This is a genomic window from Mesorhizobium sp. P2_E6 (genome assembly GCF_056403835.1).
In genome coordinates, this window is record NZ_JBFUEQ010000008.1 from 24,535 (window position 1) to 48,814 (window position 24,280).

Annotated in this window: 24 protein-coding genes, 1 tRNA gene and 1 pseudogene; 13 read left to right on the forward strand and 13 right to left on the reverse strand. The window is 63.5% G+C overall.

Features of this window, described 5'->3' with window-relative positions; all coding sequences use genetic code 11:
• Nucleotides 1-16: 16 nt before the first annotated feature.
• Complete coding sequence (locus tag AC1D08_RS20475) at nt 17-907, reverse strand: LysR family transcriptional regulator (protein ID WP_477423873.1); 891 nt, start codon at nt 905-907, stop codon at nt 17-19.
• 103 nt (nt 908-1,010) lie between these two features.
• Between AC1D08_RS20475 and AC1D08_RS20480 the strand changes: the two genes are divergently transcribed.
• Nucleotides 1,011-1,880, forward strand: a complete 870-nt coding sequence (locus tag AC1D08_RS20480) for an NmrA/HSCARG family protein (RefSeq protein ID WP_477423875.1) — start codon at nt 1,011-1,013, stop codon at nt 1,878-1,880.
• A gap of 30 nt (nt 1,881-1,910) precedes the next feature.
• A pseudogene (locus AC1D08_RS20485) lies at nt 1,911-2,177 on the forward strand (AtaL-like protein); the annotation flags it as partial.
• Between the two features lie 387 nt (nt 2,178-2,564).
• Here the strand turns inward: AC1D08_RS20485 and AC1D08_RS20490 are convergent.
• Nucleotides 2,565-2,640: transfer RNA gene (locus AC1D08_RS20490), tRNA-Ile, on the reverse strand.
• Between the two features lie 135 nt (nt 2,641-2,775).
• Between AC1D08_RS20490 and AC1D08_RS20495 the strand changes: the two genes are divergently transcribed.
• Complete coding sequence (locus AC1D08_RS20495) at nt 2,776-3,489, forward strand: SIMPL domain-containing protein (RefSeq protein ID WP_457154047.1); 714 nt, start codon at nt 2,776-2,778, stop codon at nt 3,487-3,489.
• A 254-nt stretch (nt 3,490-3,743) separates the two neighbouring features.
• On the opposite strand, the gene AC1D08_RS20500 is transcribed toward AC1D08_RS20495, so the two are convergent.
• Nucleotides 3,744-4,121, reverse strand: a complete 378-nt coding sequence (locus AC1D08_RS20500; protein ID WP_457154048.1) for a hypothetical protein — start codon at nt 4,119-4,121, stop codon at nt 3,744-3,746.
• A gap of 299 nt (nt 4,122-4,420) precedes the next feature.
• The gene (locus tag AC1D08_RS20505) at nt 4,421-4,867 is read right to left on the reverse strand and encodes a YcgN family cysteine cluster protein (RefSeq protein WP_095091722.1); all 447 of its coding nucleotides are present in this window, start codon (nt 4,865-4,867) and stop codon (nt 4,421-4,423) included.
• Between the two features lie 197 nt (nt 4,868-5,064).
• Between AC1D08_RS20505 and AC1D08_RS20510 the strand changes: the two genes are divergently transcribed.
• Both AC1D08_RS20510 and AC1D08_RS20515 read left to right on the forward strand, forming a co-directional pair.
• The gene (locus AC1D08_RS20510) at nt 5,065-7,299 is read left to right on the forward strand and encodes an OmpA family protein (protein WP_477228102.1); all 2,235 of its coding nucleotides are present in this window, start codon (nt 5,065-5,067) and stop codon (nt 7,297-7,299) included.
• Nucleotides 7,300-7,618: 319 nt separating this feature from the next.
• Nucleotides 7,619-8,134: a TIGR00645 family protein gene (locus tag AC1D08_RS20515; protein WP_457152446.1), complete on the forward strand. Its 516-nt coding sequence runs from the start codon at nt 7,619-7,621 to the stop codon at nt 8,132-8,134.
• A 108-nt stretch (nt 8,135-8,242) separates the two neighbouring features.
• On the opposite strand, the gene AC1D08_RS20520 is transcribed toward AC1D08_RS20515, so the two are convergent.
• The 3 genes from AC1D08_RS20520 to AC1D08_RS20530 form a co-directional block, all read right to left on the reverse strand.
• The gene (locus AC1D08_RS20520) at nt 8,243-9,109 is read right to left on the reverse strand and encodes an SDR family oxidoreductase (RefSeq protein ID WP_457152447.1); all 867 of its coding nucleotides are present in this window, start codon (nt 9,107-9,109) and stop codon (nt 8,243-8,245) included.
• A 110-nt stretch (nt 9,110-9,219) separates the two neighbouring features.
• A complete protein-coding gene (locus AC1D08_RS20525; RefSeq protein ID WP_457152448.1) occupies nt 9,220-9,864 on the reverse strand; it encodes a response regulator transcription factor in 645 nt (214 codons plus the stop codon).
• Nucleotides 9,865-9,872: 8 nt separating this feature from the next.
• A complete protein-coding gene (locus AC1D08_RS20530; RefSeq protein WP_457152449.1) occupies nt 9,873-10,745 on the reverse strand; it encodes a S1C family serine protease in 873 nt (290 codons plus the stop codon).
• Between the two features lie 214 nt (nt 10,746-10,959).
• Here AC1D08_RS20530 and AC1D08_RS20535 point away from each other — a divergent pair, with 214 nt between their 5' ends.
• Nucleotides 10,960-11,907: a S1C family serine protease gene (locus AC1D08_RS20535; RefSeq protein ID WP_457152450.1), complete on the forward strand. Its 948-nt coding sequence runs from the start codon at nt 10,960-10,962 to the stop codon at nt 11,905-11,907.
• Here AC1D08_RS20535 and AC1D08_RS20540 read toward each other — a convergent pair.
• Together AC1D08_RS20540 and AC1D08_RS20545 are read right to left on the reverse strand one after the other, a co-directional pair.
• On the reverse strand, nt 11,870-12,814 hold the full coding sequence (locus tag AC1D08_RS20540; protein ID WP_457152451.1) for an arginase family protein: 945 nt from the start codon (nt 12,812-12,814) through the stop codon (nt 11,870-11,872). The genes AC1D08_RS20535 and AC1D08_RS20540 overlap by 38 nt on opposite strands.
• Nucleotides 12,815-12,921: 107 nt before the next feature.
• Nucleotides 12,922-13,338, reverse strand: a complete 417-nt coding sequence (locus tag AC1D08_RS20545) for a VOC family protein (RefSeq protein WP_457152452.1) — start codon at nt 13,336-13,338, stop codon at nt 12,922-12,924.
• Nucleotides 13,339-13,404: 66 nt separating this feature from the next.
• Here AC1D08_RS20545 and AC1D08_RS20550 point away from each other — a divergent pair, with 66 nt between their 5' ends.
• Nucleotides 13,405-14,034 carry a TetR/AcrR family transcriptional regulator gene (locus AC1D08_RS20550; protein WP_095090997.1) on the forward strand — a complete coding sequence of 210 codons (630 nt, stop codon included), beginning with the start codon at nt 13,405-13,407 and terminating at the stop codon, nt 14,032-14,034.
• On the opposite strand, the gene AC1D08_RS20555 is transcribed toward AC1D08_RS20550, so the two are convergent.
• Nucleotides 13,964-14,926, reverse strand: coding sequence for a LysR family transcriptional regulator (locus tag AC1D08_RS20555; RefSeq protein ID WP_457152453.1), 963 nt, complete (start codon nt 14,924-14,926; stop codon nt 13,964-13,966). The genes AC1D08_RS20550 and AC1D08_RS20555 overlap by 71 nt on opposite strands.
• A 113-nt stretch (nt 14,927-15,039) precedes the next feature.
• On the opposite strand from AC1D08_RS20555, the gene AC1D08_RS20560 reads away from it, so the two are divergent.
• Nucleotides 15,040-15,675 (forward strand): FMN-dependent NADH-azoreductase, encoded by a 636-nt coding sequence (locus AC1D08_RS20560; protein ID WP_457152454.1) that lies wholly within the window; start codon nt 15,040-15,042, stop codon nt 15,673-15,675.
• A gap of 54 nt (nt 15,676-15,729) precedes the next feature.
• On the opposite strand, the gene AC1D08_RS20565 is transcribed toward AC1D08_RS20560, so the two are convergent.
• The 3 genes from AC1D08_RS20565 to AC1D08_RS20575 form a co-directional block, all read right to left on the reverse strand.
• On the reverse strand, nt 15,730-16,956 hold the full coding sequence (locus tag AC1D08_RS20565; protein ID WP_457152455.1) for an ROK family transcriptional regulator: 1,227 nt from the start codon (nt 16,954-16,956) through the stop codon (nt 15,730-15,732).
• 114 nt (nt 16,957-17,070) lie between these two features.
• The gene (locus tag AC1D08_RS20570) at nt 17,071-18,093 is read right to left on the reverse strand and encodes an SIS domain-containing protein (protein ID WP_457152456.1); all 1,023 of its coding nucleotides are present in this window, start codon (nt 18,091-18,093) and stop codon (nt 17,071-17,073) included.
• Entirely contained in the window at nt 18,094-19,020 is a 927-nt protein-coding gene (locus AC1D08_RS20575; protein WP_477423878.1) for a BadF/BadG/BcrA/BcrD ATPase family protein, read from the reverse strand. It lies immediately after the preceding gene.
• 149 nt (nt 19,021-19,169) lie between these two features.
• Between AC1D08_RS20575 and AC1D08_RS20580 the strand changes: the two genes are divergently transcribed.
• From AC1D08_RS20580 to AC1D08_RS20600, 5 genes are read left to right on the forward strand one after another with little or no spacing between them, the layout of a single operon-like run.
• On the forward strand, nt 19,170-20,420 hold the full coding sequence (locus AC1D08_RS20580) for an extracellular solute-binding protein (RefSeq protein WP_457155289.1): 1,251 nt from the start codon (nt 19,170-19,172) through the stop codon (nt 20,418-20,420).
• Nucleotide 20,421: 1 nt separating this feature from the next.
• A complete protein-coding gene (locus AC1D08_RS20585) occupies nt 20,422-21,357 on the forward strand; it encodes a carbohydrate ABC transporter permease (protein ID WP_477398704.1) in 936 nt (311 codons plus the stop codon).
• Nucleotides 21,354-22,202, forward strand: a complete 849-nt coding sequence (locus tag AC1D08_RS20590) for a carbohydrate ABC transporter permease (RefSeq protein WP_095090991.1) — start codon at nt 21,354-21,356, stop codon at nt 22,200-22,202. Before AC1D08_RS20585 ends, AC1D08_RS20590 begins: the two co-directional genes overlap by 4 nt.
• 31 nt (nt 22,203-22,233) lie before the next feature.
• Nucleotides 22,234-23,166, forward strand: a complete 933-nt coding sequence (gene kce / locus AC1D08_RS20595) for a 3,5-dioxohexanoate:acetyl-CoA acetone transferase (RefSeq protein WP_457155612.1) — start codon at nt 22,234-22,236, stop codon at nt 23,164-23,166.
• Between the two features lie 46 nt (nt 23,167-23,212).
• Nucleotides 23,213-24,271: an ABC transporter ATP-binding protein gene (locus AC1D08_RS20600; protein WP_477423880.1), complete on the forward strand. Its 1,059-nt coding sequence runs from the start codon at nt 23,213-23,215 to the stop codon at nt 24,269-24,271.
• Nucleotides 24,272-24,280: the final 9 nt, after the last annotated feature.

Below are 24,280 nucleotides of genomic sequence, written 5' to 3' on the forward strand. Positions count from 1 at the left end.
CAAGCGGCTTCGGTCATCACCTGCCAATATAGGCGGCCAGTTCGTCCGGCGTCCCATTCGGGAAAGCCTGTTTTAGAAAACCCAGGAACGCCGACACGCGCGCGCTGAGCAGCCGCCGAGATGGGTAGAGCGTCCATATAGAGATCTCGGGGCCGTCAATATCCCCCCAATTTACAAGTGTGCCGTCAGCCAAGTCGTGAGCCACCAACGAAATGGGAAGACGTCCTGCACCGACGCCGGCCCGCACCGCATCCCGGACCATGATGAGCGTCGACAAAGTGAGGACAGGTTCGATTCTAATTGTTGACCCGCCACCTGGTGTCTTCACGTGCCATGTTTGCCGCTCGCCTGCCCCGCGCGCAACGCCAGGAGCGGCGAGCTGACCGGTCGTGCGAGGAAGGTCGGGGCTCGCGACAACGACCAGGCGATCGCGAAGAAACGCCCGGCCAACCAGGCTTTCGTCGGGATCTGGATTCACCCGGATTACGAGATCGTAGCCTTCCTCGATCATGTCGACATACCTATCCTCAGTCGTCACCTCAAGCCTCACCTCCGGATATTTAAGGGCAAACCCCGCAGCGATCCTCCCCATTGCGGTCTGCGAAAAATGTAAAGGCGCGCTGACCCGTAATCTGCCCTTCGGTCTCTGACCGCCCGACGCAATCGCCGAAGCCGTCTCGTCCAGTTCGGCAAGCAGCGCTCCCGTCCGCTCGAAAAGCGCTCGTCCTTCTTCGGTCAGCTTCAGGTTACGCGCACCCCGTTCAAACAGGCGCAGATCAAGACTGCTTTCCAAGTCTCCAACGCGCCGGGACAGGGTTGCCTTGGGCCGGCCGGTGGCCCTTGCCGCTTTGCCGAAGCCACCATGGCGAGCGACGAGATTAAAATCGGCGAGGGCAAGAAGATCCATGTGTGTTCCATCACTGAGACGGCGCGTCTAAAATTCCCATCTATTGGCCCCTCAGTGAGCCACACATATTGGAGGTGTCAAGCAACCCAAGAGGAGAAATTTCATGACCATTCTCGTTACCGGCGCCACAGGCAATATAGGCCGCCAAGTCGTCGAACACCTCGTCAGGCACGACGCTGATGTGCGTGCTCTCGTTCGCGATCCGTCGAAAGCCAGCTTCCCGGCAGGCGTATCCGTCGTGCAAGGCGACTTTCTCGATGTCGATTCGCTGCGCAAAGCCATGTCAGGCGTTTCAACCCTGTTCCTCTTGAACGCCGTGGTGCCGGACGAATTCACTCAAGCGCTGATTGCGCTGAACGTCGCCCGATCGGCCGGCATCGAGCGCATCGTCTATCTGTCGGTGATCCACGCTGACGTCTATGTGAACGTGCCGCATTTCGCGGGCAAGTTCGGCGTCGAGCGCATGATCGAGCAGATGGACTTCAAGGCTACGATCTTGCGGCCGGCCTACTTCATCCAGAACGATCTGATGATCGAAAACGTCATCACCGGCTATGGCAGTTACCCAATGCCGATCGGCGCCAAGGGTCTCGCCATGATCGACGTCCGTGATATCGCAGAGATCGCCGCCCTAGAGCTGCTGCGCCGCGAACAGTCCGCAGAGCCGCTTGCGCTGGACCGGATCAACCTCGTCGGTCCGCAGACACTGACTGGGACGGAAATCGCTGCCATCTGGTCCGACGTGCTCGCCCGGCCGATCCACTACGGCGGCGACAATACCGAGGGCTTTGAGCAAAATCTGAAGCAGTTCTTGCCCGCCTGGACGGCCTACGACATGCGCCTAATGGGCGAGCGCTTCTTGACCGATGGGATGTTGCCCGAGGCCGGGGACATCGAGCGCCTGACTGCGCTCCTGGGCCGCCCACTGCGCCAGTATCGAGACTTCGCCTCAGCCGTCGCTGCTTCCGCCTGAAGCAACTGCTGTCTCGAAAGCACTTCCGCCATGATCTATTCAACCGCGATTCTTCCGGTAAACCCGGAAAGCGAACCTTGGTTGACGCGCGCTCAGGCGTGGAAGGGTCTTGAACTCAAAGCACGCGACGCGCGCCTGTTCCTCGTTCCAGGTCTCTGCACCCGTTGTGAAGTTGTTGAGGAAAGCGCTACCCACTTCGTGCGTGAAGCCACGATCGGTGGCCACGACCTGCGCGAGATCGTCACGCTCGAGCCGGAAAGCAAGGTCACCTTCTTCCAGGCGGCCGGTCCGCGCGAGTGCATGTCGCATGGCCCATGTGGGACAATAGTGTCCCCTTCTGAGAAACAGGGAAGCCCGTCCCAATGGCGGAGATGAGGCGCAGAGCAGTCACCTCGTGTGGATTGGAAGGATTATTTGAAGACGTTCTCAGAACATGGGATTGCTCCTGTCTTCAGACGCCGAACTTGAATCAGTTGTTGAGCCTCGCTTGGCTCGTATTCTCAGCATCCAAGTCACAACCCCCTGATTAGATTCGCCAATTCAAAGCCCGGAAAATATGCGACCACATCGCGGTGTAGCGGATGGTCAACTATTCAAGTCCTTGGTCAGAACTAGGGGGTTCGAGTCCACGTCGTGGGCAAAATCTGAAAAACTCATAAAAATCAGTCACTCAAGCGGTCGTTTTGGTGGGCCTGGAGGGACTCGAACCCCCAACCAAGCGGTTATGAGCCGCCGGCTCTAACCATTGAGCTACAGGCCCCACGCGGGCTGGATTAATGTTTTTCGCATCGCCGCACAAGGCTTTCCCGTCAGGCTTCCACGGATCGCCCAAATCAACCCATAATCGCGCTCTACGCGACCTCTGCGACTTTGATCGCGGACCAAGGAGATTTTCATGACCAGACGCCTTTTGCCTCTCGCGCTCGCCGCTGCAATCGCTTTTCCGGCGATGGCTGGAGCCACCGATTTGCCGACGCCGCCCCGCATCATTGTGTCGGGCGAAGGCGAAGCAACCGTAGCCCCCGATCTGGCGATCCTGACGCTCAGCGTCATGCGCGAAGCCAAGACCGCGCGCGCGGCACTCGACGCCAACAACGACGCCATGGCCGCCGTGATCGCCGCCATGAAGTCGGCTGGCATCAAGGACCGCGACCTGCAGACCGCCGGCATCCAGATCAACCCGCGCTACAACTACACCAACAAGCCTGATGGCAGCCAGGAAGCCGAACTCGTCGCCTATCAAGTGACCAACACGCTGTCGGTGCGGGTGCGCGATGTCGACAAGACGGGCGAGATTCTGGACAAGGCGGTATCGCTCGGCGTCAACCAGGGTGGCGGCATAACCTTCACCAACGACAACCCGGCAGCGACCGTCACCGAGGCCCGCAAGAAGGCGGTGGCCAACGCCGTGGCCAAGGCCAAGACGCTTGCCGAGGCCGCCGGCGTCAGCCTCGGACGGGTGCTCGAGATCACCGACCAGAACATCGCGCCGACACCAATGCCGATCAACGCCAAGGCCTTCGATGCCGCAGCGGGCGCTGCGGCTCCGGTACAGGCCGGCGAGAATTCCTACAACGTCCAGGTCACCGTCACCTTCGAACTGAAGTAAGCGCCTGACGATCCATGGTGGGGCTTGCTCGGCCATGGATCGAGCCTTCAGCCAACGCCCTATATGAAAAACCCCGCGGGATTGCTCCCGCGGGGTTTTTTCGAGCCACGCCCTTCCAGCAGGAAAGGGGCTCGGCTACTCCCAGCATGATCTTCGCAGAAGATCATGCTGCCCGGCTAACCCTCGATGAGGGGCATGCCGCCAGGCTGATCTTTGAAGGAGATCATGCCCTTGTATTCAAGCCGGACCCGGCTTCAGCGATAGATAACCGGGCAGCCGCGGTCGTTGGCGAACACGACGACGACGCGGTCGCCGTACTGTCGGCCCATCACCTTCACCGTACGACGGCTGACGTCGAGGATGCGGACGCGGTGGAGACCCATGCGTTCGGCCTTGTCGAGCGCGCGGTCCGGCGAACAGCCACGACGCCATTCGCCGCGGCGTTCATCACCCCAGCCGCGACGTTCATCACGGCGGTGGCGATAGCCGTCGTCGCCGGCATAGACGCCGAAGCGCGTGTCGTTGTTGTTGCCGAAGCCGAGATAGAGGCTGTCGGCATGGGCCGGGATGGCGGCCAGCGTGCCGAGACCGACCAGAGCCGAAAGGGCTGCCGTCTTGATCGTGTTGAACATTGTCTTCTCTCCTTGTTGCGGGCTTTCGCCCGTCCTCGTGAACCGATGGGGGGAGAATGCACTTGGCTGTCTGAACTCATTGCGAACCGGCCGTTCATCTCCGGTTCATGTGGCGGAAAAGGATTTCGCCGGCCATCTACCATCGTCCACGGCAGGGGTGAATGCTCCAAAACGCCTCACTCAGTGCCCGGATCCCAATCCAGCAGTTTGGCTGAAGACCAGCTTGTTCGTTCCAACGCGGAGCCCTGCGGCTGGTCGTCTCCATGCGAGCCCTATGGCTCGTCGTCTCCATGCGAGCCCTACGGCTCGTCGTCCAGCAGGTAATCAAAATAGTCTTCCGGCTCGGCGAGATCGGTCTCGCTTGCCTTGACCCGCCCGCGCATCGACATGCCGGCCTCATGCACGGTCTCGGCGCTGCCCGACACGAGCCGGTGCCACCAGTAGAGGTCATGGCCCTCGGCCACCAGCCTGTAGGCGCAGGTGCTGGGCAGCCAGCTGATGGTGCGAACGTTCTGCGGCGTCAGCCCCACGCAGTCGGGAACGCGCGCCAGCCGGTTGGCGTAGTCCGAACAGCGGCAGCTCTGCGCGTCGAACAGCCGGCACCCGACACTGGTCCAGTAGATCTCGCCGGTGTCCTCGTCCTCGAGCTTTGACAGGCAGCATTTGCCGCAACCATCGCACAGCGACTCCCACTCAGCCGGGCTCATCGCCTCCAGCGCCTTGGTTTTCCAGAACGGCGTTTCCATTCCCGGCATGTGGCCCCAGCCGCCGGCAAGGTCAAGCGCGGCAACGGCCGGAATGCGGCGATCGCCGGGTGAATGACACGAAGTTGCCTTCAAAAGGCCGGCCAATCGCCCCGTACGGCGTCTATCGCAACCAAACTGGAACCAATCGGCGCAAGATCGGTTTCGGCAAGGATGGGACCCCATAAGGAGAGTTTTCGATGAAACGCCAACCACGGATTCTGGCAGGCACCGCACTTGGCCTGCTGATGGCATCCGCGCCGTTGGGCGCGTTCCCGCTTCAGGGAAGTGCCGCCTTCGACCCTGCCCAGCACACGTCAGCCGCGTTCATTTTGGCGCAGGCAGCGTGCGCCGAGGGCGAATCGGCCGAAGCTTGTGCGCAGAAGCAGCCGAAACAAAGGGAGCGGAAGAAGGCCGAGCCAGAGCAGCAGGCGGCGCCCGCAGCCCAGGGCGAGCAGCCCGCCGAGCAGGAGCAGCCGCGCAAGAAGCGTGAGAAGCAACAGCAGACCGAGTCCGCCCCTGCCGAGCAGGCCGCTCCGGCTGTCGAAGAGCAGCAACCTCGGAGGAAGAAGCGCGATCAGCAGCAGCAACAGCAGACTGAGCAGGCGCCGGCCGAGCAAGCCGCTCCAGCCGCCGAAGCGCAGCAGCCGCGCAAGAAGAAGCGCGAACAGCAGCAGACCGAGCAGGCGCCGGCCGAAGCGGCACCCGCAGAGCAGGCCGCTCCAGCCGCCGAAGCGCAGCAGCCGCGCAAGAAAAAGCGCGAGCAGCAGCAGACTGAGCAGGCGCCAGCCGAAGCGGCTCCTGCCGGCCAGGCCGAACCGGCCAACGACAACCAGCAGGGCGAGCAAGCCAAGCCGCGCAAGAGGCACAAGCAGGATCAGCAGGCCGAGCCGACCACGATAGCACCGGCCGTCGAGCCCGCACAGAAGCCTGAGAAGCAGAAGAAGCCTGTCGAAACGGCCAAACCGGCCGTCGTGCCGGAAGCCGCCCCGGCACCGACCGAGAAGCAAGCTCCGGCCGAAGTGGCGAAGCCCAAGGTCGAACCGGCTCCCGCCGGCGAACAGCCAGCGGCCCAGGGCGAGCAGCCGCAGGACAAGACCAAGAAGCACGGTAAGAAACCGGTTGGTGAGCAGCCTGTCACCGGCGTGCAGCCTGCCACGGGCGAACAACCGGCCAATGGCGAAAAGCCTGCCATAGCCGAGCAACCGGCCAATGGCGGCAAGGCGGCGCCTGTCCAGGGCGAGGCACCTGCCGATCCGAACACCGCTCCCATACTGGACAGCCAGAAGGATGCCGAGCGCAAGGGTGGCAAGGACCAGGGCCGCAGGAAGCCCGCCAACCAGAACGGCCAGCAGAATGGCGAGCAGCAGAATGGTGGGCAGAACGCCCAGCAAGGTGGCGATCAGGGCCGCAAGCCCGTGGTCGCGCCTGTCGATCAGGGTCCACCGCCCACCGACGACAAGGCCGCCCAGCAGGAGATCAAGCCCGAAAAAATGGTCCCTGTGACGGAGGAAAAAGGCAAGCGCGTCGATCGTGCACCTGACGAGAACATCCGCGACCGCCGCCGTCCCAAGGGCGTCGACGTGCTCAAGGAAATCGGCGACCGCGTCATCATCCAGCTCAACAACCAGACGATCGTCCAGAGCAATGACGGTCCGCGCATGAACCGTGGCGCCAAGGACGTCTACTACGAGGATCTGCCGCAAGGCCGCACACGCGAGACGGTCGAGCGCGGCAATGGCGTCCAGATCGTCACCATCCGCAACCGCTACGGCGATGTCATCCAGCGTTCGCGCATCACCCCTGACGGGCGCGAATACGTGCTGAGCTATGTCGACGAGCAGGACTATCAGGATGAGGGCGACTGGCGCGATCCCGGCGACGACCTGCCGCCGATGCGACTGACCATCCCGCGCCGGCAGTACATCCTCGATTCCGAGGACGTCGAGAGCCCGGACGACTACTACACCTTCCTCGAACAGCCGCCGGTGGAGAAGGTCCAGCGCCTCTATTCGATCGACGAGGTCAAGCGTTCGGCCCGCGTGCGCGACATCGCACGCCGTGTCGACCTCGACACGCTGAACTTCGAATTCGGCTCGGCCTCGATCTCCGACACCGAGGTGCAGAAGCTCGAGGGTGTCGCCAGCGCGATGGACAAGCTGCTGAAGAAGAACCCGGCCGAGACCTTCCTGATCGAAGGCCACACAGATGCCGTCGGCACGCCAGAGGCCAACCTCGCTTTGTCCGATCGTCGCGCCGAAGCGGTGGCGGAGGCCCTCACCAATGCCTTCGGCATTCCGCCGGAGAACCTGACGACGCAGGGCTATGGCGAGGAGTATCTGAAGGTCAACACGGCCGCGCCCAACCGCGAGAACCGACGCGTCGCCATTCGCCGCATCACCTCGCTGGTGGCGCCCGTCGCCAGCAACAATTAGGTCATGATTTCAAAACCATGACCTGGTTTGCGGACTCTGCACGAGAAGCAGCCATCCCCGGTCCTGCCGGGGATGGCTCGACATGTCAGGTTCAACAAGAATTGTACCGGCATTAGCGCCGGCTCATTGAATCGTGGGTTCACCTACCCCAGATTCTTGACAGGGCGTTCCCTGCCCCGTCCCGACTCCAGCGGGACGCATTGAGCCCCGCCGGTCCCTCACCGGCGGGGTTTTTTGTCTTGCAAACAGGGACGACCTGACCGAAATACGAGCCACCACCTCGCGGCCCACTATCCCAAGAGAACCCCGGAACCACTCCATGAAGCGTCTCGAACTGGCCATCGAATCGATCATCCTTGCCTCGCGCTGGCTGCTGGTCGTTTTCTATCTCGGGCTGGGCGTGGCGCTGGCAATCTATGCGCTGTCCTTCGGCAAGAAGCTCTACGAGTTCGTCACCGTGGCGTTGACGCTTGGCGACACCGACACGATCCTGAAGATGCTGGGGCTGATCGATGCCGCACTGGTCGCCTCGCTGGTCGTGATGGTCATCATCTCGGGCTACGAGAACTTCGTCAGCCGCTTCGACGATGAAGACGGTGGCGTGCATTGGCTGGGCACGATCGATGTCGGTTCGCTGAAGGTCAAAGTTGCCTCGACCATCGTTGCCATCTCTTCCATCCACCTCTTGCAGGTGTTCCTCAACTCGTCTTCCTATTCGACCGACCAGTTGATGTGGCTGACCATCATCCACCTCGCCTTCGTCGTCTCGGCCTTCATGCTCGCCTATATCGACCGGCTGATGGGCCTGAGCAAAGGCAAGAAGGACGAGGCGTGAGGTGACGCCTGCTGGCGTTGAATCAATCCAGCAGGATCGGCGCCCTATCGCCTTGCATAAGCAGGATTTTCCGCAGCTCAAGGATTGGCGGCTAGCGGCCTCGAGCCTCTAGTAGATCCGCTTGATCTTCGTGTCCGTCCGCGCAAACACCTCGTCCGGCACGAAGAAGTCGCCAGCCAGCGGCCCGGTCGCGCCCGGCGCATAGATGGACAAATCGCTGACGCCCTCGGCGCGCAGCACCTCCTCGTCGATATAGAAATTGCCGGTCGCCTCGCGCGATGGCCGCATGAAGATCGCATGCGCGGCATCGGCCATGATGTCGGGCGAACGGCTCATCGCCGCCACAGTTGCGCCGCCGAGCAGATTGCGCACCGCCGCCGTGTCGATGGTCGAGATCGGCCACAGCGAATTGACCGCGATGCCGTCCTTTGCGAACTCGGCGCTCATGCCCAGCGTGCACATTGACATGCCGAACTTGGCCATCGTGTAGGCGACATGGTTCTTGAACCATTTGGCCTCCATGTCGAGCGGCGGCGCCAGATTCAGAATGTGAGGATTATTAGCCAACTTCAGGTGCGGAATGCACATTTTGGAGACCAGGAAGGTGCCGCGCGTATTGATCTGGTGCATCAGATCGTAGCGCTTCATGTCGGTTTCCAGCGTGCCGGTGAGTTGGATGGCGCTGGCATTGTTGACGCAGATGTCGATGCCGCCGAACTTTTCGACGGTCCTTGAAATCGCCTCGGCAACCTGTGCTTCCTCGCGGATGTCGCACAGCACAGGCAGCGCCTTGCCGCCGGCCTGCTCGATCTCTTCAGCCGCGGTGTAGATCGTGCCCGGAAGCTTCGGATGCGGCTCGGCGGTCTTGGCGGCGATCGTCACATTGGCGCCGTCACGCGCGGCGCGCAGCGCGATCGCCAGCCCGATGCCGCGCGACCCGCCGGAGATGAACAGCGTCTTTCCCTTGAGCGACATTTCCTTGCGCCTCCCTTGCAACACAGCAGGCGCGAACCTTTGCGCGGCAGGCGACCACAGCGCAAGGTCCGACGCGCTGGACGTCGAGTTACGCTGCGTAGGGTTTGTGACTAAACCAGCACCAGCCCCTGGCGCATCGCGATGGCGATCGCGTCTGTGCGGTTGGCGGCACCCAGCTTGATCAGGATCGCGGCAACATGGAACTTCGCCGTGTGCACGGAAATGTTCAGCCGCCGCGCGATCACCTTGTTGGGTGCGCCCTCGGCCAGCAGCGCCAGCACTTCCGCCTCGCGCGGCGACAGCGAAGGCCGGGCGGCGTGCTCGTCGGAGGCTTCGTCGTCAAACGGCTCGCCATCGCCGGCCTCGCGATCGCTGGCATGGAAATCCTCATGGCGCCCGCGTCCGCCATCGCTCGTTACGCGATAGCCGGCCGCCGCCAGCCGCGCTGCCGCGGCGATCAACAGATCGTCCGCGCCCGCAGGCATTACGGCCAACACCTCGCCGGCAGGCCGCTCGCCGCTGCCCGACAGCAGCACCCGTGGCGTGGAGGCCGGCACGGCATCACCGCTGGTGTCGTCAACGATGGCGACATCGGCCGTGCCGCCGCCGGCCACGACAGGCAGCAGGTCTTCGCTCGCGGCAAACGACGCAGCCAGGCGCTCGGCGCGTGCCGCGTCGCCAAGCGCAATCAGCACCACCAGCCGCCGCGAGGCGGCACCGTCATGCATGATCGGGTCGCTGGTGATCGTGTCCATCACTCCTCTCAGGAAAGCGGCTTTTCGCCGATCGTCAGCGCGACATCGCGCTGTTCGCCGCCGCGCACGACACCGAGTGTCACGGCAACGCCGGCGCTGTCAGGCCCGAGCCTGCGGATCAGGTCGCGCGGGCCATGCACGGCCTCGCCATTCCATGCCACGATGATGTCGCCGAGCGAAAGACCGGCGGCCTTGGCCGGGCCCTCGTCGTCGAGGCTCATCACCATCGCGCCATGCGCGTCGCGGTCGCGCACCGGGTGCAGCCCGGCGCCGAGATAGCCGCGCGCGACGTGACCCTTTTCGCGCAAGGTCGCAACCGCCCGCTCGATCGTCTCGTAAGGCATCACCAGTGCCCGGTGGCGCGGCCCGAACAACAGCATGCCGATCAGCGCGCCCTTGGCGTCGAGCACAGGACCGCCCTCGAAACGGCCGCCGGCGCCGATGGCAAGATTGATGCGCCGGTCGATGGTGCCGCCGCGCATCGAGCGCCAGGCCGGGCCGACCTCGCCGACAGAGCCCGACACGGCCAGTGCCGAACCCTGGCTGTTGCCGATGGCGATGGCGATGTTGCCGGGCCGTACCGCATCGGCCTTGGTAAGTGCAGGCGCTGTGCCCGCATCGGCCGGCTTCAGCAGGGCGACGCCGGTCGATGGATCGCGGCCGATGAGTTCGGCCTTCACCGTCTTGCCAGAGGCCAGCGTCAGCTCGATCTCCTCGCCAGCCTCGACGGCTTCCTCGGCGGTGACGAAATAGCCGTCGCTCCAATGGAAGGCGCTTGCCGTGCGATGATGATGCGTGACGAAACTTGCAATTGCCGGCGCCGCCTTGGCGGCGAGATCGGCGATGGCCTGGGAAAACGCGCTCAGATTGAAATCGCTCATGTTGGTCTCCTGGGTTTCTTCATGCCCCAGATATCGCTCGGCAGCGCGCTTGGAGGTACTCGCCTGACGGCTAGTTGGCGGTTTGACTGGCCATCTGGTCAGGTCGCGACGGTTCCAGCCGCTTCGCACATATAGTGCGTGTCGCGCAAAAGTGCTCAGCGGTTTTGGGATAACGACACGCACAGGAAAAAGCCTGAAAACACGGAGCCCGCCAATGGCCCTCGCCGCCGCCAAACTCCAAACCGACGACACGCTGCTCGACGCCTATTCAACGACGGTTGCCGACGCCGTCGACCGCATCGGCCCCGCCGTCTGCCGCATCGAGCGTGTTGGCGGTCAGGGCGGCCATGGCTCCGGCTTCGTCATCGCGCCGGACGGACTGGTCGTCACCAATTTCCATGTCGTCGGCGACGCCAAGACGGTGCGTGTCTCGATGCCGGACGGCGCCTCCAGCGAGGGGCGCGTGCTTGGCCGCGACCCCGACACCGACATGGCGCTGGTGCGTGCCGACGGCAGCTTTGCCGATGTCGCCCCCCTTGGCGATTCCAAGCGGCTGCGGCGCGGCCAGATCGCCATTGCCATCGGCAATCCGCTCGGCTTCGAATGGACCGTCACCTCAGGCGTCGTCTCGGCGCTCGGCCGCTCGATGCGCGCCTCCACCGGGCGGCTGATCGACGATGTCATCCAGACCGACGCAGCGCTCAACCCCGGCAATTCCGGCGGGCCGCTGGTGTCTTCGGCTGGCGAGGTTATCGGCGTCAACACCGCCATGATCCATGGCGCGCAAGGCATTGCTTTCGCCGTCGCCTCGAACACCGCCAATTTCGTCATCTCTGAGATCATCCGCTTCGGCCGCGTGCGCCGAGCCTTCATCGGCGTCTCAGCCGACACGACGAACCTGCCGCGCCGCGCAGCCCTTTTGTCGCAAGTCTCGACCAGCACGGCGGTGCGGCTGCGCAGCGTCGAGAAGAATGGCCCGGCGGCGAAGGCCGGCCTGAAGGAAGGCGATATCATCGCCGCCATCGACGGCCGCCCGGTCACCGGCGTCGACGATTTGGTGCGCCTGCTCGACGCCGAGCGCATCGGCCGCGAGACGTTGTGCACCGTCGTGCGCCGCACCGGCGTCAGTCAGGTGACGGTGACGCCGGTGGCGCGCAGCTGAGGTCTCGCTGCTCGAGCACCCGCCCAAGCAGCGACACCAGTAGCGCCGCCAGTTCGCCGGTCGGGTCGAGGTCGGGATCGAAGATCGTCATGTCCATGCCGATGCAGGCAGGACCGGCAACCAATGCGGACAGGATAGCGACGAGATCGTCGGGATCGATGCCGGGACTGCCGGGCGAATCCACCGCCGGCATCACCGTCTGGTCGAGCACGTCAATGTCGAGATGCAGCCAGTAGGGAGACCGCGCCAGCGTTGCCCGGGTCTTTTCCAGCACCCTCGCCACGCCAAGCTCGCGCGCGGCAAAGACGTCGATCAGCGTCATGGCGGTGGAGTTGATGTCCGCCCAGGCGAAGTCGGCATCACGGCTCTCCCGTTCGCCGATCTGGATCACCCGTTCGTCGGCCACCAACGGCCCGGCAATGCCAGGCCACTCGGTCAGGAGCGGTTCGCCGCGCCCGGTGGCGAGCGCGAGATCCATGCCGGCGGCCGAGCCGAGCGTGGCATCGGCATCGTAGTTGCCGGGATGACGGAAATCGCTGTGACCGTCGACATGCACCAGGGCCAGTGGACCGGACCGCCGTGCGGCCGCCAGCGCGCCAAGCAGGATCGAACAATCGCCGCCGACGATCAGTGGAAATTCGCCCTGCCCGATCGTGGCGGCGACAAACTCGGCAAGCTCCAGATTAAACCGGCGGATCGCAGGGCCATTGCGCAGTCGGGTGCCAGGCTGCGGTTCGGTGCCGTAGGCGGGCCGTTCGAGATCGACCACCTTGGCGGGAGCAACCACCTTGACCAGGCCGGCCTCGCTCAGCGCCTGCGGCGCCCGCCATGTCCCTGGCACATGGCCGGGCCGGAGCGGGCGAAGACCAAGGTTGGACGGGGCGCGGATAAGGCAGATTTCACGCATGGAAGAGCCTAGGTTTGCCAAGCCCACCATAGGCCGCGAATGCCCGCCAGGTCACGCAGCCGGTGCCGCCGCCCATCTCTGCCGACAGTTCCTGCCAGCGACCCCATTCAGGCACCCTCGGTAAATTGCGCCTGAAACTCCGGGCTCGGCGGGATCGGCTTGATCACGTCGATCAACACGCCATTGGGGTCCTTGGTGATGAAATGGCGCTGGCCGAAGGGTTCGTCGCGCAGGCTGCACAAGATCGGCAGGCCGGCGGCGGTGATCCGTTCGTAGACAGCATCTGGGTTCCTGACCTCGAAATTGATCAGCAGACCAGACGTGCGGCCCCGCCCTTCTTCTGGGATCGTTTCATGATCGCCATGGACGATGCCAAGATTGACGCGGCGATCATCGGCAGATTGCAAATGCACGTACCAGTCGCTCTCGAACAGCGGCTTGAAGCCTAAATGCTTGATATAGAAAGCCTTTGTGGCGGCAACATCGCCTGTCATCAGCACCGGGTAGTAGCTCGTGGTCTTCATCTTTCCTTCTCCCGTCAAACAACATACAGTCTGCATGTAGATTGAATTAACATACAGGCTGCATGTATGCAACGAGAATCCGCGCGCCGTTCCAACCGCGACCGCACCGAGGCGACGCGCGCCGACTTGATCGCCGCGGCGCGCAAATTGTTCACCGAAAAATCCTATGCCGAGACCGGCACCCCCGAGATCGTGGCAGCCGCAGGCGTCACGCGCGGCGCGCTCTACCACCACTTTGCCGACAAGCAAGCGCTGTTCGCCGCCGTGGTTGAACAGGAAGCGGCAGTTGTGGCTGACGAAATCGAGCGCGCCTCGCCGCCCTCGTTGTTTGCCCGCGACGCCCTGATCGCCGGTTCGGACGCCTATCTCGTCGCCATGCGCGCGCCCGGCCGCACGCGGCTGTTGCTGCTTGACGGGCCGGCCGTGCTTGGCCGCGCCGCCATGGACGCGATCGACAACCGGCATGGCAACCGCTCGCTGCGCGAGGGGCTTGTCGCGGCGATGCGGGCGCAGACGATGACGAGATTGCCGGTCGAGGCGCTGACCGCGCTGCTGGCTTCCGCCTTCGACCGTGCGGCCCTGGCCACCGAGGCCGGTGAGTCAGCCGAAGACTACCGCACCGTGCTCATGGCGCTGATTGATGGGCTCTCTCCAGGTCCTCCTCGTCAGGTACCTGGCCCGGCTCGAACTCGTTGAAGCAGCCGAGCTGGCGTTTGAACTGCTCGATTAGCCAGGCCGCCGCCGGCTTCGGGCTGCTGTCGTTGCGATGCATGGCAAACAGTGGCGAGTTCGCCTCCCTGAAAGGCTCGAGGTCGAGTTCCACCAGCCGGCCGCTGGCCAGGTCGTCGGCGATCAGCCAGCGCGGCAGCCCGCCCCAGCCCAGCCCCTCGCGCATCAGCATATGCTTGGTGCGCATATCCGTCAGCCGCCAGGTGCGGTAGGCGAAGACACCGAAGTCGCGCCCCTTGGTGCGTTCGGACTGGTCGGTGACGACAAGCTGGATGTGTTCGCGCGCATCCTCGATTGCGACGGGCTTCGGCAGCAACGCCAGCGGGTGACTTGGCGCGGCAGCCAGCACGATCGACATGAAGCCGATGCGCACAAGATGCACATCGTCGACTTCGCCCAGCAGGCCGCCAATGCCGAGATCGGCCTGCCCGCTGACGACGTGATCCGGGATCAACCCCAGCGAGCCTATGTGCAGGCGCAGCGTCACGGTCGGGAACTGGGCCTCGAATGCCTTCAGCACCCGAACCAATACTGGCGAGGGCAGTGCCGCATCGACCGACAGCGCGACTTCCGCCTCCAGCCCCTGATGGTAGCCGTCGGCTCGCGTGCGGATCCGCTGCAGCACGCCGACCATGCGTCGCGCATCCTCCAGCATCGCCCGGCCGATCTCGGTCAGTTGCGGCTCGCGCGTGCCCTCGCGCTCGAACAGCTTCAGTCCGAGCTGCGCCTCGAGATTGGCGATGCCATAGCTGATGACGGATTGCGCGCGGTTGAGCTTGCGGCCGGCGGCCGAGAAACTGCCGGCCTCGGCGACAGTCAAAAAGACCTGAAGTTGATCGAGCGTCGGGTTGGGCTGCATGACCATATCCACTTCATAGATGGAAAGTATAGAAAATATGCCAGTTTTTCAAATGGGTCGATGGCCCCATATCCAGCGGGACAAATTAATCCAACCCCCTGGAGAGCCCCAAAATGTCTATCCTTCTCGTTACATCGAGCCCCCGCGGCACTGCCTCGCACTCGACCCGCATTGCTACTGAATTCGCTGAAAAGCTCCTCGCTGCCGATCCGTCGAACACGCTTGTCGTGCGCGACCTCGTCGCCAACCCGTTGCCGCATATCGACGCCGACTATTCGACCGGCATCTACACCCCGGCTGAAGCCCGCACCCCGCGCCAGGCTGAAGTCGTCGGCGTCTCCGACGTTGTGCTCGACGAACTGTTCGCCGCCGACACGGTGATCCTCGCCACCGGCTTCATCAACTTCAACATCTCCTCGACGCTGAAGTCTTGGGTGGATCACATCGCTCGCTCCGGCAAGAGCTTTGCCTATGGCGAGAACGGCCCCAAGGGCCTCGTCACCGGCAAGAAGGTCTATATCGTGCTGGCTTCGGGCGGCATTTATTCCGAAGGCGCGGCCGTGCAGCTCGATCACGCCATTCCCTATCTGCGCGGCGTGCTCGGCTTCCTCGGCATGACCGATGTCGACGTCATCCGCATCGAAGGCGTCGGCATGGGCCCTGACGCGGTGACCGCCGCGCTCGCCAAGGCGACCGCCAAGGTCGATGCCGTGGTGGCGGCCAGCCAGCAGGTCTCTGCGGCCGCTTAAGCCATCAATCGTCAAATTTGAAAGGCAGGCGCCTGGCGCCTGCCTTTATTGTGGTCAGGCGTCCTTTGCCTCAGCGACAATATCCGTCGTGTCTTGCGCGATCTCGGGCAAAGGCGGCAACACCACAGCCGGATGCCGGCCTTCGCGCAGCATGAGCCCGAGACTGTAGTCGACGGCCAGCTTCATCGCACCAAGCGCGGTGCCGCCGTCTCCCAGCGAACTGACGGCGATGCGTGTCGGCCACGCAAGGTCTGCCGCGACGCGCTCGACGTTTTCCGTCATCAGCGGGTTTCTGCCAACGCCGCCGCCAAGCACGATCAGGCCGGGGTCGAGCATGCCGATGCAGCCGGCCGCCAGTCTGCCGATATCGGCGGCATGACGCTCGACAGCCGCCAGCGCAGACGCCGAACCCTCCCGGGCGCGCGCGAACAGATCCTTGGCCGAGTCGGGCGGCGCGCCTTCCTGCAAGGGCCAGCCGACACGGCATCGCTCGATCAGCGCCCGCGAGCCGAGATAATGTTCGAGCCCTTCACGATAGGGCGTCTCGTTGACGGACCACGGAAACGGCATGCGGCCGATTTCGCCGGCGGCGCCGCCGGCGCCGCGAAACAACCGTCCCTCGGTGATGAAGCCAAGGCCAACCCGCACGCCAACTTGCAGGAAGGCGAAGGTCTGGTGGCCCTGCGCGGCGCCGTAATGCATTTCGCCAATGGCGGCGCAGTTGACGTTGTTTTCCAGGATGATCGGCACTTCGACATCGCGCCGCAGCAGGCCAAGCACGGCCGACGGTCCGCCCGGCCGGTCGAAGCGGTCGTTGGAAACGATACGCGGCACCGCCACGGCAACGGCGCGGAGCGCACGAAAACTCTTGCCCACCTTGCCCATGGTGGCATGAGTAACCGACAGCACGATGGCGCCGACCTCGTCGGGATGGCTGGATTTGGCCTCCGGTATCGGCTCTTCCGCCGCCGACAACGGCTGCCCGTCCATCGAATAAGCGACAGCGCGCACCTGGGCCGCGCCGACATCGACGCCGATCGCATAGCCCGCGCCCGGACCGATGCCATAGATGGTTGCCGTGCGGCCAATGGCGCCGCGCTCCAGCCCGCGCGAGGCGACAAGCCCCAGTTCGCTCAATTCCGAAACCGCGGCCGACATGGTCGGCTTCGACAGGTCGAGCATCGCTCCGAGCTTCGGCCGCGTCACAGGCCCATGCGCGGCGAGCACACGCAGCACGGCGCGGGCACTGTCGGTCAGATTGGGGATTTCCGCAGCCGCCATCTCTGCCTTTCGAGCTTTGCCCTGTCCGCGAGAGCGAACACCGCCGCGACTCACACCTCTTCAATGCCTCATTGCCGGGCGGTTTGGCAATTTTCTCGATAATTGGCGGGCACGTCAGACTTCGGTCGGCGACCAAGGCTTCAGCTTGATATCGGTCTGGCGGTAGCGGAAAACGATATCTGTGAGGCCAGCGGCATCCTGCATGTCGCCGACGATAAGCTGGATGGCGATGATCTCCAGGATGGCGTCGGCGATGGCGTTGCCAAGGGCGGGAATGGAGATCACCACCAGCCTGTCTGCAGAAGCGACATCCGTCCGCCGCGTCACCAGCACCGAGGGGCAGCCGAACCCGGCGACATCGGTGGCGATCTTGACCTCGCGGCCGTCGCCGATGGCGATCAGTCCGGTCGCCGCATCCTGCGATTCCATCGGCCCATGCAGGTAGTTCAGCGTGTCCCATCCCGATGCCGGTACCCGAACCGCCTCACGGATCAGCATCGCCGCCTCGCCGGCATTGGCGAAACTGACACCTGCGCCGACGATATCGATGGATGTCCTGCCCTGCAGCAGCCGTGCCGCATGGCCGGCCGCCTGCTCGGCACCGGAAAGAACAGTGGCGACCGCGATTGGCAAACGCGCCCAGTCGAAGCTGTTGCCGGCGAGCCTGTCGATCAGCATGCCAAGCGCCAGCAAGGTGCCGGTATAGCCAGTCGAACTCGCACCATTGTCGGCGCCCGAATCCGTGGCAAGCACGGCGCCGGTCAGATCAGCCAGCGGATTGTCGCTGCCACGGCATACAGCCAGCCGCGGTGCCTCCGACGCCTCTTGCATGACATCGGAAATTTCGCGGCTCTGCCCCGAGGCCGAAAGCGCGATGAAGGCATCCGCTGCGGCATCCGTGTGGCCATAGAGATCGGTCGGCGTGTAAGCGAAGGCCCGCATGCCGCACGCGCGCAGATAAAGCGCCCCGGCAAAGGCGGCCTGATAGCTGGCGCCAATGCCGGCAAGCCCGATCGCCTTGCCGGCAAGGACGTCGACATCGAGACCATCGAGCGACCTGGCCACTGAACGCCTGCCGATCTCGAGACTTTCCGTCTGGCGCGCCACCGCCTGGCGGTAGCCGATACGCTTCATCATTCAAACGGCTCCGATTTGTGAGGACACACCTTGGCCGGCAAGTAGCCGCCTGGCCAGCGCGACCCCGCCGAGCACCGGCGGTTCGCGTAGTAACAGCACCTTGCTCCGTGGCGAGACTTTCGCCATGGCATCGACGAATGCCGCCATCAACATCGGCTGCTCAGATATGACGCCACCGCCGGCCACGACAAGGGCCGGATTGGCGCCGCGCTCGATCAGCAGTTCGACCAACGCGGCAAGCCCTGCCCCGCCTTCCCTGATCACACGGACAGCCAGCGCCGAGCCGGCGATCGCCGCGTCGAACACGGCATTGGCATGGCGGCCCCAGACCGCCGCGCCGCGCGTTTCGTTGAGCAGGATGCCAAGCTTGGTCTGGTCGTCAGTACCAAGTTCGCGCATCAGCGCTCCAATCAGCGGGTCGCTGGCATCCTCGCCACGGTCGAGCGCGCGGCGGATTGCCTTGGCCGCCTCACGCACAAGGGCAGGCGCGCTGCCTTCGTCACCGAGGATCCAGCCCCATCCGCCGGCAGCCAGCATCTTGCCTTCAGCCGTGCGTGCGACCGCAATCGAGCCGGTGCCCGAGACGACGCCGATGCCGTCGACATGGCCAGCGGCGGGCACCATCAGTTCGGCATCGTTGACGACCTGCACCGCGCCGCCGGTCCTGGCCGCCAGCAGCGCCTGGAAGCGAAGGCACTGTTCACCCGTGTCGCAGCCATGTGCGCCAACCGCCAGGGCAGCGGGCGCCATGCCGCCACACAGATTGACGACGATGCCGGCCAGCTTCGTGGCATCGGCCTCCATCTCACGGATGCGCCAGGTCTCGGTCACCAGCACCTCGTCGGCGATCGTACGTTCGCCCAGGCACACCATGATGCGCGTCTTGGTGCCGCCGATATCCACGCCTGCAATCATTTTCTGGGTCAACGACATCCACCGCACAAGCCGGACGAAGCGGGTTGCCGCGTCCAATCCATATTAGTTAGGAAACTTTACAAACTATCTTTCCAGACGGCAAGAACTATGATTTGATAATCGTCGTAAAAAGCGCATCAAGCGCATTGGGAGATTGCAACATGAGCAGGAGAAGGATTGGCCTGGCCCTCGCGGCCGCGTCTTTCGCATGGGGACTCGCAGCAAGCGTGGCGCATGCTACCGACATCTCGTTCTGGACGTGGCGCCAGGAAGACAAGGCCGCCTACAACGAACTTTTCGCCGATTTCACCAAGGCCAACCCGGACATCCATGTGAAGTTCGAGTCCTTCCCGGACGAGAACTATCCGACGATCGTCTCGACGGCGCTGGCGGCCGGCAAGGGCGGTGACGTCATCCACACCCACGCTTATGGCTGGCTGGAGCAGTTCGTGAAGGCCGGCTATTTCGAGCCGCAGGACATGACCACCGTGCCCTCGCTCGCCAACCAGCCCGCCGATGCACTGGTGGCCGGCACCTACCGCGCCGACAAGAAGGTCTATTCCCTGCCCTTCGCCTCGCAGACGCTCGGTCTGTTCATCAACAAGGATGTCTTCGCCAAGGCCGGGCTGACCCCGCCGACTACATGGGATGAGTTCATCACCGTCAGCAAGGCGCTCAAGGAAAAGGGCATCTATCCCCTGGCCAACGGCATGGGCACAAGCTGGTTCAACGAGATGTTCGTGGCTATCTTCACCAACCCCTTCCTCGGCCAGGACTTTGTCACCGACCTGACTTCGGGCAAGACTACCTTCAAGGACCCGCGCTATGTCGCTGCACTCGGCAAGCTGCTCGAGCTGCGCGACTACATGCCTCCCGGTTTCGAAGGCATAGACTATGAAACCGCGGGCCAGCTGTTCATCAGCGGCAAGGCGGCGATGCTGGCCGGCGGCAGCTTTGATATCGCCACCTACAGGACCCAGAACCCGGCGATCAACATGGACTTCGTTGCCCCACCAATGGCCAAGGCCGGCGACACGCCACAAGTGACCAAATTCTTCGACGGCGGTTATGCCGTCAATGCCAAGTCGGCCAACAAGGAGGCCGCGCTCAAGCTGGTCAACTGGATGGGCACCAAGGAGTTCGGCGACAAGTTCTCGGCCTTGCTCGGCAACATCTCGCCCATCAAAGGCGTCGTCATCAAGGACGAACTGCTCGCCCACGTCGCCAAGTTGAACGAGACGGCCATGCCGCATATCAATGTCGTCTACTTCCGTTTCGAGAAGCCGACGGGATCGGAGCTGCTGCAGGGCGACATCACCAAGATGATGTCGGGTTCGATCACCCCGGACCAGTTGGCCGCCGACCTGACCAACGGGCTCGCCAAGTGGTACAAGCCTTTCCAGGGCAAGTGAAATGAACAACGGCCGGCGCCACACTGCAAAAGCCTTCCCGTGGCGCCGGTCACTCTGGATCGCATCACTGCTGACGCCGGCTCTGGTGGTCATGGTGCTGTTCGTACTCTGGCCCCTGCTGTCGGCCTTCCGCCTTGCCTTCTATGAGTTCAACGGCTTGCAGCCCACCGGCTTCGTCGGCTTCGAGAACTTCCGCAAGGTATTGTTCGAGACGCCGTACAGCGACTGGACCTACAATGCGCTGAAGCACAACATCATCGCCTTCGTGGCACTGATGGTATTCGAGAATGGCACCGCGTTCCTGCTCGCCTACGCATTGTTGAAGGCGTTGCCCGGCCATCGCATCCATCAGGTTATCGTCTTTCTTCCTGTCGTGCTGTCGGCGGTCATCGTCGGCTTCCTGTGGAAACTGTTCCTGCATCCGCTGTTCGGGCTGGTGAACCAGACGCTGGCGCTTGTCGGCATCGGCGCCATCCCGTGGCTTGGCAATGAATCGACCGCGTTGGGCAGCATCCTGTTCACCAACATCTGGCACTGGCTCGGTTTCCCGACTTTGGTGTTGCTGGCCGGCATGCAGCGCGTCGGCAAGGAAGTGATCGAGGCCGCCCGTCTCGACGGCGCCGGCGACTATGTGCTGATGACCCGGATCATCTGGCCGTTGATTGCGCCGAGCGTCACCATCGTCACCATCCTGACCTTCATCGGCAGCTTCAACTGGTTCGAAATCCCCTATGTCATGGCTGGCCTTACCGGCTCACCCGGCGGCGCCACCGATGTGCTCGGCCTCTATTTCTACCGCACCGCCTTCGGCAGTACGACGACGGGCATCCAGGATTTCGGCCAGGGCAGCGCACTGGCCGTGATGATGTTCATCATCGTTGCCGGCGTCACCGCAATCGCGCTTCGCTACCTGCGCCGTCGCGAGATCGAACTGTGAGCGCAGCAGCCGGCAGCCGGGACCGCGGCGAATTGTTGAAGAACGGCGCCATCCAGCTGATGCTGGCGCTCAATGCCGTCATCATGATCTATCCGCTGTTCGTCATGGTGATCTCGTCCTTCAAGACCAATGCGGAGATATTCAGTTCGCCCTTCGCCATGCCGTCGAGCTTTTCGCTGACCAATGCCGAACGTGTGTGGACCGAGACCAACTTCGTCCGCTACCTCGCCAATTCGGTCGGCATAACCACGGCGGCGGTGGCTCTGATCCTCTTGTTCAGCACCATGGCCGCCTATGCGATCGCCCGCTACCAGTTCAGGCTGAGCGCGCTGGTGCTGATGTTTTTCCTGAGCGGCATGACCGTGCCGTTGAAACTGGCGATCATCCCCCTGTTCATCCAGCTGGACACGCTGGGACTGGTCGACAGCTATGCTGGCCTGGTGCTGGTCTATGTCGCCATGGGCATTCCTTCTGCGGTGTTCATCATGACCGGCTTCCTCAGAACCTTGCCGCGCGAACTGGAAGAATCGGCGCGCATGGACGGCGCCAGCGAATTTCGCATCATGCGCTCGATCATGCTGCCGCTGGCGCGCCCGGCTCTGGTCATCGTCGCGATCCAGAACGCGGTTCCGATCTGGAACGATTTCTTCTTCCCGCTGGTGCTGATCACGTCGGACGATCTCAAGACGCTGCCGCAGGGCCTCACCGTCTTCGTCGGCGAGTTCACCACCGACTGGGGCGTGCTGTTCACCGGACTGACGCTGGCGGCACTGCCCATCACCTTGCTCTACATCGTGCTCTCGAAGCAGTTCATCTCGGGCATCACCCAAGGCGCGGTCAAATAGGGCGCGGTCAAATAGACGAGGATCCTTTCACGTGGCCAACCAGAACAAGATCATCATCACCTGCGCCGTTACCGGCTCGATCCACACGCCATCGATGTCGCCGCACCTGCCGGTAAGCGCCGAGCAGATCGCACAGGCTGCGATCGAAGCCGCCGAGGCAGGTGCAGCCATCGTCCATCTGCATGCGCGCAATCCCGCCGATGGCCGTCCCGACCAGTCGACCGAGGCCTTTGCACCCTTCTTGCAGGTGATCAAGCAGCGCTCGGACTGTGTGATCAACATCACCACCGGCGGTGCCGCGACGATGAGCGTCGAGGAAAGGGTCAAGCCGGCTGCGACCTTTGCGCCGGAAGTCGCCTCGCTCAACATGGGCTCGATGAATTTCGGCCTCTATCCCATGCTGGAGCGTTTCAAGTCCTTCGAGCACGAATGGGAGCGGCCATATCTCGAAGGGTCGCGCGATCGCATCTTCCGCAACACCTTTGGCGACATCGAATACATCCTGCGCACCTGCGCGGAAAACGGCACGCGTTTCGAAATCGAGTGCTACGACATCGGCCATCTCTACACGCTCGCCCATTTCGTCGAGCGCGGCCTGGTCAAGGCGCCGTTCTTCGTCCAGAGCGTGTTCGGCATCCTCGGCGGCATCGGCACCCATCCGGAGGATGTCGCACATATGAAACGCACCGCCGACCGCCTGTTCGGCAACGACTACCACTGGTCGGTGCTGGGCGCCGGGCGCAGCCAGTTGCCCATCGCCACCCAGGCGATCGCCCTGGGCGGCAATGTGCGGGTCGGGCTGGAGGATTCATTGTGGATCGGCAAGGGCCAGCTGGCGAAATCCAGCGCCGAGCAGGTGCGCAAGGTGCACCAGATCATCGAGGGGCTCGGCGCCTCGGTGGCAACCCCTGACGAAGCGCGGCAGATCCTGCAACTCAAGGGCGGCGACAAGGTCTCTTTCTGAGACGATTTTCTTTTCCCGAGGCCAGATCTTTCCCAAGGATGACACGATGAGCGCGCTTTCCATCACCGATGTCGAGAAGGCCTACGGCAAGGCGAAGGTCATCCACGGCGTGTCGGTGGACATTGCTTCGGGCGAATTCGTCACCCTCGTCGGCCCATCCGGTTGCGGCAAGTCGACCTTACTGAGGATGATCGCCGGGCTGGAGGACATCAGCACCGGCGAGATCGCGCTCGAAGGCGAGGTCATCAACGACATCGCGCCGAAATCGCGCGACATCGCCATGGTGTTCCAGAACTATGCGCTCTACCCGCATATGACCGTGCGCGAGAACATGGCTTTCGCCTTGACGCTGAAGAAGGAAAACAAGCGCGAGATCGACGACAAGATTGCGCGCGCCGCGACAATCCTGGGCCTGCAGGATCTGCTTGAGCGTTATCCGCGCCAGCTTTCCGGTGGCCAGCGCCAGCGTGTCGCCATGGGCCGCGCCATCGTGCGCGAGCCGAAGGTCTTCCTGTTCGACGAGCCGCTCTCCAACCTCGACGCCAAGCTGCGTGTGCAGATGCGCACCGAAATCAAGGCGCTGCACCAGCGCCTGGGAACCACCATCGTCTATGTCACTCACGACCAGGTCGAAGCCATGACCATGGCCGACAAGATCGTCGTCATGAATGGCGGTATCGTCGAACAGGTCGGCGCCCCGCTCGACCTCTACGACCGGCCGGCCAACCTGTTCGTAGCCCAGTTCATCGGCTCGCCGGCGATGAACATCCTGCAAGGGCGCAGCACCGCCGACGGCTTCACCACTGGCGACGGCATCGTCTTCCCGCTGCCTGTGCCGGAACAGACCGAAAGCGCCGTCGCCTGGGGCATCCGGCCCGAACATCTCAGGCTTTCCGACAGCGGCGTGCCGGCAGTTGTCGAAGTGGTCGAGCCGACCGGCTCGGAAACCCTTGTCATTGCCAAAGCCGGCAACAACACGCTGAGCGCGCTGCTGCGCGAGCGGATCCGCGTGATGCCGGGTCAGCAGGTTTTCCTGGCCCCGGACCTGACACAGCTCCATCTGTTCAACGCCGAGGGTCGGCGCATCACGTCCACGATCCAATAGATCGCGGCG